General features: G+C 71.0%; 10 protein-coding genes. 5 read left to right on the top strand and 5 right to left on the bottom strand.

What is annotated here, in order from left to right; genetic code table 11:
- Positions 1-1,012: 1,012 nt before the first annotated feature.
- Genes AC07DU_RS26205 through AC07DU_RS26185 form a run of 5 tightly spaced genes read right to left on the bottom strand, consistent with a single transcriptional unit; the run spans position 1,013 to position 6,815 of the window.
- Positions 1,013-2,026 (bottom strand): LacI family DNA-binding transcriptional regulator, encoded by a 1,014-nt coding sequence (locus AC07DU_RS26205; RefSeq protein WP_360897956.1) that lies wholly within the window; start codon positions 2,024-2,026, stop codon positions 1,013-1,015.
- Entirely contained in the window at positions 2,014-3,603 is a 1,590-nt protein-coding gene (locus AC07DU_RS26200; RefSeq protein WP_453287994.1) for a glycoside hydrolase family 13 protein, read from the bottom strand. Before AC07DU_RS26200 ends, AC07DU_RS26205 begins: the two co-directional genes overlap by 13 nt.
- Before the next feature lie 50 nt (positions 3,604-3,653).
- Positions 3,654-4,496, bottom strand: a complete 843-nt coding sequence (locus AC07DU_RS26195) for a sugar ABC transporter permease (RefSeq protein ID WP_360897952.1) — start codon at positions 4,494-4,496, stop codon at positions 3,654-3,656.
- Positions 4,497-4,498: 2 nt separating this feature from the next.
- Positions 4,499-5,533, bottom strand: a complete 1,035-nt coding sequence (locus AC07DU_RS26190) for a carbohydrate ABC transporter permease (RefSeq protein ID WP_360897950.1) — start codon at positions 5,531-5,533, stop codon at positions 4,499-4,501.
- A gap of 7 nt (positions 5,534-5,540) precedes the next feature.
- Positions 5,541-6,815 (bottom strand): extracellular solute-binding protein, encoded by a 1,275-nt coding sequence (locus AC07DU_RS26185; RefSeq protein WP_479113952.1) that lies wholly within the window; start codon positions 6,813-6,815, stop codon positions 5,541-5,543.
- Positions 6,816-7,037: 222 nt separating this feature from the next.
- On the opposite strand from AC07DU_RS26185, the gene AC07DU_RS26180 reads away from it, so the two are divergent.
- The 5 genes from AC07DU_RS26180 to AC07DU_RS26160 all read left to right on the top strand — a co-directional run bounded on the left by AC07DU_RS26180 (position 7,038) and on the right by AC07DU_RS26160 (position 12,085).
- Positions 7,038-8,819 (top strand): glycoside hydrolase family 13 protein, encoded by a 1,782-nt coding sequence (locus tag AC07DU_RS26180; RefSeq protein ID WP_479113949.1) that lies wholly within the window; start codon positions 7,038-7,040, stop codon positions 8,817-8,819.
- Positions 8,820-8,845: 26 nt separating this feature from the next.
- Positions 8,846-9,886, top strand: coding sequence for a LacI family DNA-binding transcriptional regulator (locus AC07DU_RS26175; RefSeq protein WP_360897944.1), 1,041 nt, complete (start codon positions 8,846-8,848; stop codon positions 9,884-9,886).
- Between the two features lie 74 nt (positions 9,887-9,960).
- Positions 9,961-10,854 carry a phosphatase PAP2 family protein gene (locus tag AC07DU_RS26170; RefSeq protein WP_360897942.1) on the top strand — a complete coding sequence of 298 codons (894 nt, stop codon included), beginning with the start codon at positions 9,961-9,963 and terminating at the stop codon, positions 10,852-10,854.
- An 83-nt stretch (positions 10,855-10,937) separates the two neighbouring features.
- Entirely contained in the window at positions 10,938-11,447 is a 510-nt protein-coding gene (locus tag AC07DU_RS26165) for a VOC family protein (RefSeq protein ID WP_479113947.1), read from the top strand.
- A 68-nt stretch (positions 11,448-11,515) separates the two neighbouring features.
- Positions 11,516-12,085 carry a maltokinase N-terminal cap-like domain-containing protein gene (locus tag AC07DU_RS26160; protein ID WP_479113945.1) on the top strand — a complete coding sequence of 190 codons (570 nt, stop codon included), beginning with the start codon at positions 11,516-11,518 and terminating at the stop codon, positions 12,083-12,085.
- The last annotated feature ends 6 nt before the right edge of the window (positions 12,086-12,091 follow it).

Genomic DNA, 12,091 nt, shown 5'->3' with positions numbered 1-12,091 from the left:
GTTTCCCGTCAGTCTCATCGTCTCTCCGTGTCGGGCCGGTCCCTCAAGGGCGCTCCTCCTTCGTCGTCGCGTCGCTGCGCGATGGCCTTCGGCCACCCTTGACCGACCGTCCCCCCCCGGACATACGAAGACTGCCGGGAAACCCCCAAAGGAACGGGCCGGGGGTTCCATTTAAGGGACGGGGAGGGTCGGGATGCGCGGCCTGGCGCTGGCGGCAAGGTCCGAGAGGCGGGCCGGTCGGCATCGGACGCCGGGTCGGGGGTGACGCGTCAGATCGCTACGCGCTTCTCATCCTCAGCGTCCGGCGGCCGTCTGGGGCTGGGAATAGGCCGCCACAGATCGCTACACGCTCCCCGTCGACGGCGACTGCCGGTCGCTTGTGGGCCGTGGGCGGTGATTCCTCGCCTCAGGCGAGCTGTACTCCCATCAGAGCGACCCCACTCCCGCAAACCAGTGGACAGACCGCCCCAATTGGGGCAAACCGACGGCCTTTTCGGTCGCCCACCCACGCAGACCCGGATACAGCTCGGAATAGCCACGCTCCGGGGGCTGGACTTCCCCAGACGGCGGTCAGACGCCGTCTTCGGCGACTTCTGACGGTCGTGGGCGGCCTATGTCCAGCCCCGGACGGCCGCCGGACGCTGAGAGATGAGAAGCGCGTAGCGATCTGACGCGTCCGCCCCCGCCCCCGACCCGGGATCCCATGCCCCGATCGGCCCGCCTCTCGGACCGGCCGGCCAGCGCCCAGGCCGCGCATCGCGACTCTCCCCGTCCCTACCCCGGAACCCCCGGCCCGTTCCTTTGGGGGTTTCTCGGCAGTCTTCGTATGTCCGGGGCGGGACGGTCGGTCAAGGGTGGCCGAAGGCCATCGCGCAGCGACGCGACCGAAGGGAGCGCCCTTGAGGGACCGGCCCGACACGGAGAGACGATGAGACTGACGGGAAACCCCCATACGCGTCTCTGATCCCGCCCCAGGGGATCCCGCCCCCGAAGCCACCCCCCACACGCCAGTTCAGGCCGGCCCCTGCCCCGTAGACCCCCGCACCACCAGCTCCGGCTGGAAGACGTACTCCGTGCGCTGCACCGGCGTGCCCGAGACCGCCTCCAGCAGGGCTCCGACCGCTGCGGTCGCCATCGCGCGCACCGGCTGGCGGACCGTTGTCAGCGGCGGGTCCGTGAAGGCGATGAGCGGGGAGTCGTCGAAGCCGACCACCGACACGTCCTCCGGCACCCGCAGCCCCCGCTCGCGCGCCGCGCGGATGACGCCCAGCGCCATCGGGTCGCTGCCGCACACGATGCCCGTGCAGCCGCGGTCCAGCAGGGCGATGCCCGCCGCGTGGCCGCCCTCGACCGTGAACAGCGTGCGCTGGATCAGGCCTTCGGCGTCGGCCGACGGCAGCGCCGCCAGGAAGCCCTGTTCCTTGCGCGCGGACGGCACGTACCGCGTCGGGCCGATCGCCAGGCCGATCCTGCGGTGGCCCAGGTCCTCCAGGTGCCGCACGGCCATGTCCGCGGCCGCCCGGTCGTCCGGGGAGATAAAGGGGGCGTTGACCTGCTCGTTGAAGCCGTTGATCAGGACGAAGGGAACCCCGCGCGCCGCCAGTCGCTGGTAGCGCGCGGGGTCCGCCGCCGAGTCCGCGTGCAGGCCCGACAGGAAGACGATCCCCGTGACCCCGCGCTCCTCCAGCTGCTCCACGAGTTCGTCCTCGGTGGCCCCTCCGGGGGTCTGCGTGCACAGCACCGGGGTGTAGCCGTGCCCGGCGAGCGCCTGCTCGATGACCTGCGCGAACGCCGGGAAGATGGGGTTGGTCAGCTCCGGGATCAGCAGGCCCACCAAGCCGTTGCTGCGTCGCTTGAGCCGTACGGGCCGCTCGTAGCCGAGCAGGTCGAGCGCGGCCAGCACCCGGTGGCGGGTACCGGCCGCGACGCCCGGTTTGCCGTTGACCACGCGGCTGACGGTCGCCTCGCTGACCTGGGCCTGCGCAGCGATGTCCGTCAGCCGCAGCGGGGAAGTCACCCCTGCCACCACACCGTGGAGTCGGCGGGAAGGACGTCCGGCTCGGTGAGGTCCGTGCTGGCCAGCAGGACCGTGCCCGGCGCGGGCAGCCGTACGGGCTGGGACGTGGTGTTCGCCGTGCAGACGAAGTCACCGCGGCGGAAGGCCAGTACGCCCTCGGGCGCGGGCAGCCACTCCACGGCGTCGCCCGCTCCCAGCGCGGGGTGCGCGCGCCGCACCCGCAGGGCCGCGCGGTACAGCTCCAGCGTGGACGCCGGGTCTCCGGTCTGCGCCTCCACGCTCAGCCCGGCCCACTCGGCGGGCTGCGGCAGCCAGCTGCCGCCCGTCCCGAAGCCGTACGGGGCCTGGTCGCCGGACCACGGGATCGGCACGCGGCAGCCGTCGCGCAGCCCGTCCTGGCCGTTCGCCTTGAAGAAGGAGGGGTCCTGGCGCACCTCGTCGGGGAGGTCGGTGACCTCCGGGAGGCCGAGTTCCTCGCCCTGGTAGACGTACGCCGATCCGGGCAGGGCCAGCATGAGCAGCGCGGCGGCCCGCGCCCGCTCCAGGCTGCCGAAGCGGGTGCGGTGGCGCACGACGTCGTGGTTGGACAGCACCCACGTGGTCGGCGCGCCGACCGGCCGCATCGAGTCGAGGGACTCGTCGATGGTGGAGCGCAGCGCCTCGGCGTCCCAGCCGGTGTTCAGGTAGTGGAAGTTGAAGGCCTGGTGCAGCTCGTCGGGGCGCAGGTACAGCGCGGTGCGGTCCGCGCTCGGCGTCCAGGCCTCGGCGACGCCGATGCGGTCGCCGGCGTACTCGTCGAGGACCAGGCGCCAGGAGCGGTAGATCTCGTGGACCCCGTCCTGGTCGAAGAAGGGCAGGACCTGGTTTCCGAGCAGCTTGAGCTGCTCGTCGCGGCCGAGGTCGGGCAGGCCGGGGGCCTTGACCAGGCCGTGGGCGACGTCGATGCGGAAGCCGTCGGCGCCGAGGTCGAGCCAGAACCGCAGGATGGAGCGGAACTCGTCCTGGACGGCGGGGTGTTCCCAGTTGAAGTCGGGCTGCTCGGGGGCGAAGAGGTGCAGGTACCACTCGCCGTCCGCGACCCGGGTCCAGGCGGGGCCGCCGAAGATGGACTCCCAGTCGTTGGGCGGCAGTTCGCCGCTCTCGCCGCGGCCCGGGCGGAAGTGGAAGCGCTCGCGCAGCGGGGTGCCCGGGCCTTCGCGCAGTGCCTGCTTGAACCATTCGTGCTGGTCGGAGCAGTGGTTCGGGACGAGGTCGACGATGATGCGCAGGCCCAGTTCGTGGGCTTCGCGGATCACGGCGTCGGCGTCGTGCAGGGTGCCGAACATGGGGTCGATGGCCCGGTAGTCGGCGACGTCGTAGCCGGCGTCGGCCTGCGGGGAGGCGTAGAAGGGGCTGAGCCAGACGGCGTCGACGCCCAGCTCCTTGAGGTAGGGCAGGCGGCTGCGGATGCCTTCGAGGTCCCCCATGCCGTCTCCGTTGGAGTCGGCGAAGCTGCGCGGATAGACCTGGTAGATCACCGCGTCTCTCCACCAGCCGGGCTGCGTGCCGGTGGAGGTGGGACGTGCGTCGGCGAGGTGCTGGGTCATGTCGTCCTTGAAGAGATCGGGCCGGTGGGTAAGGAGCGGGCGGCGGGTGGTCAGCCCTTGGTGGCGCCTGCGGTCATTCCGGCGACGAGGTGACGCTGGGCGAAGACGAAGAAGATCGCCGCGGGGATCGCGATGAGGACCGAAGCGGCGCTCATGGCACCCCAGTTGGAGGTGTACTGCGTGACGAAGGTCTGCAGGCCGCCGGCCAGGGTGAGGTTCTCCTCACCGACCATGAAGGCGGAGGCGTACGCGACTTCGCCCCAGGCGGTGATGAAGGCGTAGAAGCCGGTGACGGCGAGGCCGGGCTTGGCCAGCGGCAGGATCAGCCGCCAGAAGGTGCCGAAGGGGTTGAGTCCGTCGACGCGGCCGGATTCGTCGATCTCCACCGGGATGGTGTCGAAGAAGCCCTTCATCATCCATGCGCAGAACGGCACGGCGATGGTGAGGTAGGTGATGATCAGACCGAGGGGCTGGTTGAGCAGCCCGAGCTGTCCCATCAGGTTGTAGAGCGGGACGATGAGGATGGCCATCGGGAACATCTGCGTGATGAGCAGGGTCCACATCAGCGGCCGCATGCCGGGGAACTTGAAGCGGCTGACCGCGTATCCGGTGGTGGCGGCGATGAACACACCGAGGACGGTGGTGACGCCGGCGACCAGCACGGAGTTGCCGAACCAGCTGAAGAAGTGGCTGGACTCCAGCAGGTAGCGGTAGTTGGAGAGGGTGGGCTCCTTGACGAAGTCCGTGGTGATCGCGTGCTGCGGGGGCTTGAGCGAGGTCAGCAGGATCCACAGCACCGGGAACACGGCGATCACGGCCGCGATGACCAGGGTGGTGTGCAGGCCGACGGAGGCGAGCGGGGATCGGCTGCCCCTCGTACGCGTAGTGGTCACGGTCACCACACCTCTCCCTGCTTGCGCAGCGAGCGCCGGTAGACCAGCGCGAAGATCATGAGCAGGGCGAGGATCAGTACGCCCCACGTCGCGGAGACGGCGAAGTCGCGCGGGCTCGTGATGAAGGCCTCGCGGAAGGCCTGGGTCACCAGGATCTCGGTGGAGTCGCCCGGTCCGCCGCGGGTGAGCAGGAAGATCACCGGGAACATGTTGAAGGTCCAGATGGTGGAGAGCAGGATCACCGTCATGCTCACCGCGCGCAGGCCGGGCAGCGTGATGTGCCGGAAGCGCTGCCAGGGGCCGGCGCCGTCCATCTCGGCGGCCTCGTAGAGCTCGCCGGGGATCGACTGCAGGCCGCCGAGCAGGGCGACCATCATGAAGGGGACGCCGAGCCAGACGTTGACGGCGACGACCGAGAACTTGGCCCAGGTCGGGTCGTCGAGCCACGGGATGGCGGCGATGCCGCCGCCGTCGAGGATCTTGTTGAGGATGCCGTTGTCGCGGTTGAAGAGGAACCGCCAGGCGAAGACGGAGACGAAGCCGGGGACGGCCCAGGGCAGGATGAGCGCCATCCGGTAGGCGGCGCGCCCCCGGAACTCCCGGTTCAGCATGTTGGCCAGGATCAGACCGAGCGTGAAGGTGACGGACACGCACGCGACGGTCCACACCACCGTCCACACCAGCCGCTGCACGAACACCGGGTCGCTGAGCACGGCCGCGTAGTTGTCGAGTCCGACGAACTCGTACGTGGCGTCGATGTGCCGGGCGCCGATGTCACGGGCGACGTTGCGCTCGTTGGCGTTCGTCAGCGACAGGTAGATGCCGCGGACGAGCGGCCAGCCGATGATCACGCCGAGGACGAGCACCACGGGGGCGACCATGGCCCAGGCGTACCAGTGGGTGGCGAGGGCGCGCCTCAGTCCACCCGTGTTCCCGTTCCCGCTGTCAGTCCTGCGGCTCCGGCCGCGGGCGACACCGGGGGTACCGGCTTCGTCGCCCGCGGCCTTCGCCACCGACTGGCTGGTGTGAGCAGCCATGGTTTCGTTACTTCCAGCCCTTGAGGATCTTGCGGAACTCGACGCCGGCCGACTTGGCGGCGTCCTCCGGGCTCGACGCCCCGGTGATCGCCTTGGTGTACTCGACCTTCAGCGGCTCGAAGAGGGAGCCGTTCTCCGGGATCCAGGCCCGCTCGACGGCCTTGTCCACGGCCGGCTTGAAGAACTGGACCATCTCGCTGCTCTTGACGTCCGGCTGCTCGTAGGCGGCGGTACGGGTGGGGAGCAGGCTCAGCTCCTTGGCGGACTGCACCTGGACCTCCTGCGAGGTCATGTACTCGACGAAGGCGTGCGCCGCGGCGGTGTTCTTGGAGCCGGCGTAGACGGCGAGGTCGTGGCCGCCCTGCGGGGCGCCCGCCTTGACCGAACCGGCCGGGACCGCGGCGATGCCGAGGTTGGCCTTGTCCTTGAACTGCTCGCCGGCGTAGCTGTCGGCGACCGCCCACGGGCCGTTGATCATCATGGCTGCCTGCCCCGACTTGAAGGCGGTCTGCATGTTGTTCCAGCCGTCGGTGGCGTTGGTGATCGCCGCACCGGAGGTGACCAGGTCACGAGCGGTCTTGAAGGCCTTGACGCCCGCCGCGTTGTCGACGGTGACCGTCTTGGTCTTGGCGTCGACGAGGTCGCCGCCCTCGCCGTAGATCAGCGGGAGGAACCAGTAGGAGTCGTCGCCGCGCAGGTAGAGACCGGCCTTGCCGGTCTTCTCCTTGATGGCCGCGGCGGCGGTCTTCAGCTCTTCCAGCGTCTTGGGGGGCTGGACGCCGGCGTCGGCGAGCATCTTCTTGTTGTAGAAGAGGCCGAGGGTGTCGATGACCTGCGGCACGGCGTAGGTCTTGCCATCGTACTTGCCGCTGGCCGCGGCCTGCGCGAGGAACTCGGCGTCGACCTTCTTCGCCGTCTCGGCCGGGACCTCGTCGAGGTAGCCGAGCGAGGCGAAGTCGGCGACCCAGCCGACGTCGGCCCGGATGACGTCGGGGGCGTCGGAGCCGCTGCTGAAGGCGTTCTTGACCTTGTTCTGCGCGTCACCGTAGGGGACGTTGACGTACTTGACGGTGACCTTCGGGTGCTTCGCGGTGAACGCCTCGGCGATCTTCTGGAAGCTGGCCTTCTCGGCGTCGTTCGAGGTGTCCCACCACGTGACCGTGCCGGAAAGCTCTCCGCCGGCCTTCGTCTCGCCACCGTCGCCCTTGGTGTCACCGCCGCAAGCCGTAGCCGCGAGCGCCAGGGTCGCGACCAGCGCGGTGGCCGCTATGCCACGCCGCATATGAACTCCTTCGATGATCCCGGCCGCGCCCTCGCGGTCCCGAGTTGCAGGGAACGTAACAAGCCTGAAAGCCGTCCGAAAGAGCTTGCGGCAATTTTCTGCAAGAAGGGTTGATCGTTACATCCGTGTGTCCGTACGGTTGCCGCAGCTTGCTGTTAGTTCGCGTCACCTTCGACTGTCCGGGCCCGCAACCACGGGCCATGTAGCCGCGTTGACCCCGATATGACCCATGAGCTGACCGCATCCCGGCTTGCAAGCGCTTCCAGCAACGCGACCGCGAGCGGCGAGTGGTGGCGCGATGCCGTCATCTATCAGGTCTACGTACGGTCCTTCGCGGACAGCGACGGCGACGGCGTCGGGGACCTGCGCGGAGTGCGTTCCCGCCTCCCCCACCTCGCCCGCCTCGGGGTCGACGCCGTGTGGCTCACCCCCTTCTACGTCTCCCCGCAGGCGGACGGCGGCTACGACGTCGCCGACTACCGGGCCGTCGACCCGCTCTTCGGAGACCTCGCCGACGCCGACGAGCTCGTGCGGGCCGCGCACGCCCTCGGGCTGCGGATCATCGTGGACATCGTCCCGAACCACACCTCCGCCGAGCACCCGTGGTTCCGGGCGGCCCTGCGCGACCCCGCCGCCCGGGCCCGCTACCACTTCCACCCGGGACGGGGAACCGGCGGGGAGCTCCCGCCCAACGACTGGGAGTCCGTCTTCGGCGGGCCCGCCTGGACCCGCGTCGCGGACGGCGACTGGTACCTGCACCTGTTCGCCCCCGAGCAGCCCGACCTGAACTGGGAGCACCCCGAGGTCGCGGAGGAGTTCACGTCGGTGCTGCGCTTCTGGCTCGACCTCGGCGTCGACGGCTTCCGCGTGGACGTGGCCCACGGCATGGTCAAGGCCCCCGGGATGCCGGACATCGGCCGCGGCGCCCAGGCCACCCTCATCGGCACCGAGCCGCTCCCCTTCTTCGACCAGGACGGGGTCCACGAGATCCACCGCGCCTGGCGCCGCCTCCTCGACTCCTACGAGGGGGCGCGCATCGGCGTCGCCGAGGCCTGGGCCCCGACCTCCGAGCGGCTCGCCCTGTACGTCCGGCCCGACGAGCTGCACCAGGCCTTCAATTTCCGCTTCCTGAACTGCCCGTGGGAAACCGCCACGATGCGCACCGTGATCGACGAGTCACTGGCCGCCACCAGCTCGGTCGGCGCCCCCACCACCTGGGTGCTGTCCAACCACGACGTCGTGCGCCACCGCACCCGCTACGGCAGCCTGGAGCGGGCGCGGGCCGCCGCGCTGCTCATGCTGGCCCTGCCCGGATCGGCGTACGTCTACCAGGGCGAGGAACTCGGCCTCCCGGAGGTCACCGACCTCCCGGACCAGGTGCGCCAGGACCCGGCGTTCCGCCGCGGGCGCCGCCGGGGCGAGGCGCTGGGGGCCGGGGGCGGAGCCGGGGCCGGAGCCGGGGCCGACGCCGGGGCCGGAGCCGGGGCCGGAGCCGGGGCCGACGCCGGTACGGGTACGGGTACGCAGACCGGGACCGGCACCGGACCGGCCGGCGACGCGCAGGCCGCACCCGAGGCGGCGGCCGGCCAGGACGGGCTGCGCGACGGGTGCCGGGTGCCGCTGCCCTGGTCGGGCACGCAGCCCCCGTACGACTTCGGCCCGGCCGGGAGCTGGCTGCCGCAGCCCGAGGGGTGGGGCGAGCTGAGCGTGGCCGCGCAGACCGGCGACCCGCACTCCACGCTGGAGCTCTACCGCGCCGCACTGGAACTGCGCCGCGCCCTGCCGGGCCTGGGCGCCCTGGAGGCGGGCCCGCTGACCTGGCTCCCCGCGCCCGACGGCGTGCTCCTCTTCACCCGCCCCGGTTTCGCCTGCACGCTCAACACCCGCCCCGCCGCGGTGGAGCTTCCCGCGCCCGGACGACCCGTACTCTCCAGCGCGCCCGTGGAGACGGACGGGCGCACCGTCCGGCTTCCCCCGGATTCGTGCACGTGGTGGGCATTGTGAACCCGGGACCGGTACAGTCCAATCCCGTGACCGCACGGCTAGCCGACATCGCAGCCCAGGCGGGGGTCAGCGAAGCCACAGTCAGCCGCGTGCTCAACGGCAAGCCCGGTGTGGCCGCCGGCACCCGCGAGTCCGTGCTGGCCGCGCTCGACGTACTCGGCTACGAGCGTCCCGTGCGGCTGCGCCAGCGCAGCGCCGGCCTCGTCGGGCTGATAACCCCCGAGCTGGACAATCCCATCTTCCCCGCGCTCGCCCAGGTCATCGGTCAGGCCCTGACCCGGCAGGGGTACACGCCGGTGCTGGCCACGCAGACGCCCGGCGGGTCCACCGAGGACGAGCTGACCGAGATGCTGGTCGACCGCGGGGTCTCCGGCATCATCTTCGTCTCCGGCCTGCACGCCGATACGACGGCCGACATGGGCCGCTACGACCAACTCCGCGGGCAGGGCGTCCCGTACGTCCTCATCAACGGGTTCTCCGACAAGGTGCAGGCCCCCTTCGTCTCCCCCGACGACCGGGCCGCGATGCAGCTCGCCGTCACCCACCTCACCGCGCTGGGGCACACCCGGATCGGGCTCGCGGTCGGACCGAAGCGGTTCGTGCCGGTGCTCCGCAAGATCGAGGGTTTCCGGCTGGGGATGAAGGAGCGGCTCGGGCTCGGCGAGGCCGAGGTCGAGGAGCTGATCCAGCACTCCCTGTACAGCCTGGAGGGCGGTCAGGCCGCCGCGGCCGCCCTGATCGCGCGGGGGTGCACGGCGGTGGTGTGCGCGAGCGACATGATGGCGCTCGGCGCGATCCGGGCCGCCCGCCAGCAGGGGCTGCGGGTGCCGCAGGACGTGTCGGTGGTCGGCTTCGACGACTCCCCCCTCATAGCGTTCACCGATCCGCCGCTGACCACCATCCGGCAGCCCGTGCAGGCCATGGGGCAGGCGGCCGTGCGCACGCTCCTGGAGGAGATCGGCGGTACGCCGGCGCCGCACAGCGAGTTCGTGTTCCTGCCCGAGCTGGTGGTGCGCGGTTCCACGGCCTCGGGCCCCGGACAGGGTCGGGGCCGGGGTCGTCCCTGAGGGGGAGCGGCTGCGCCGAAGACCGTCCCGAGGGATGATCGGAGGCGAGAACGCATCTGGCAGACTCTCTCCCCATGGGTGAAGCGAGCGTGAAGACACTGGAAGCCCGGACGGACGTCTCGTCGCCCAGCGTGACCGAGACGGCGACCCGCCCGAGGTCGGACCGCGCCCTCCTCTCCCGGTTGCGCTCCCCGCGCAGGCCGAGGATCTGGTTCGAGGTCCTCCTCATCGGGGTCAGCTACTGGACGTACTCGCTGATCCGCAACGCGGTGCCCGAGCAGAAGACGGCCGCCCTCGCGAACGCCGACTGGATCTGGCGCGTGGAGCGGGGCCTCGGCATCGCCGTGGAGGAGTCGGTCAACCACGCGGTCAACTCCGTGACGTGGCTGATCGTGGGCATGAACTACTACTACGCCACGCTCCACTTCGTCGTGACCATCGGCGTGCTGGTGTGGATCTACCGTTTCCATCCCGGCCGTTACGCGGCCACGCGCCTGGTCCTCTTCGCCACCACGGGCGTCGCGCTCGTCGGCTACTACTTCTACCCCCTCGCGCCGCCCCGCCTGATGAACGGGCAGAACTTCGTCGACACGGTGCTGGTCCACCACACCTGGGGTTCCATGGCCTCCGGGAACCTCAAGCACATGTCGAACCAGTACGCCGCCATGCCGTCCATGCACATAGGGTGGTCGCTCTGGTGCGGGCTGACGATCTTCGCGGTCGCCTCGGCCCCGTGGGCCCGGATGCTGGGCCTGCTCTACCCGACGGTGACCCTCGTCGTCATCGTGGCCACCGCCAACCACTTCTGGCTGGACGCGGTGGGCGGCCTCCTGTGCCTGACCTTCGGCTACACCGTGTCACGCGGCTGGTTCGGCTCGCTCCCCCACCACCTGCCGCGCCGTCCCCTGGAAACGTCCCCGCACCCGGTGACGGCGGCCGTACTGAACAGGTTTCGCGCGCGCCCTTAGCTTGACCTGAACCAAACTTGAGCTTTTACGGTCGCTCTCAGAGGCCGCCGGAACGACCGGCGGTGCTTCCCGAGAGGTTCGCCATGACCGAGCGCACTGCCCACGCCGAGCCCCACGCCCCCGAGCTGCACATCCCCGAGCGCTACCGCCACGCCGTGATTCCGCACATCATGGTCGACGACGCCGCCGCGGCGATCGACTTCTACCAGCGGGCGTTCGGCGCCCGGGAGGAGTTCCGGATCGACGCCCCGGGCGGCGGGGTCCTGCACGCCGAGATCAGCATCGGACCGTCGGTCCTGATGCTGGGCGACGCCAGCGTGGAGGCGGCCGAGCAGGCCTCCTTCGCCTCCCCGGCCGCACTCGGCGGGGGCACCTCCGTCACCCTGCACGTCTTCGTGGCCGACGTCGACGCCTTGGCGGAGCGCGCGCAGGCCGCCGGGGCGGAGATCCTCCAGCCGCCGACCGACATGTTCCACGGGGACCGCACCGTCATCCTCAAGGACCCCTCGGGGCACATGTGGGTGTTCCTGACCCACCTCGAAGACCTCTCGGACGAGCAGCTCCGCAGCCGCCTGGCCACCGCCGGGATCTGATGCCGGGGGGCTGCCGGGGAGAGGATCTAGGCTTCGGGAAACGTCAACCACCCCTGGAGGTCCGTCCCATGGCCGTCGTCCACCGCACCACGATGTCCCCCGGAAAGCTGGAGCTCGTGGCGTCATGGCTGCCGGAGCAGCCGTGGTACGAGGGCCTGCCCGGCCGGGCCCCGGAGCTGGCCAGGGCGGGCGGCTTCCGGCTGGACGACCCGGAGGGAGAGGTGGGCATCGAGTTCATGGTGGTCACCGACACCGCGGGTCCGGGCGGCCCGGTCGCCTACCACGTGCCGCTGACCTACCGCGGCGCCCCGCTCCCCGGCGCCGAGCACGCCCTCGTCGGCACCTCGGAGCACGGGGTCCTGGGCACCCGGTGGATCTACGACGGCGCCCAGGACCCCGTACTGCTGACCCAACTCCGCGCGCTCCTCCGCGGCGAGGCGGTCCCGCAGGCGCAGAGCGCGAGCGACACCCCGGACCCCACGGTCGTGGTGGTCCCGGGCGAGACCGGGCCCACCGTGACGGTGACCCGCGTCCTGCACCCCCACGCCCCGGCGGACCCGCACACCCACGTGTCGGCCACCTGGCACGACGCGTCCGGCGCCCCCGCCAGAGCCGTCTTCGCGGCACTGCGCGCGTGACGCCCG

The organism is Streptomyces sp. NPDC045695 (genome assembly GCF_056432025.1).
The sequence above is the reverse complement of the archived record's forward strand: the minus strand, read 5'-3'. Positions and strand labels throughout refer to the sequence as shown.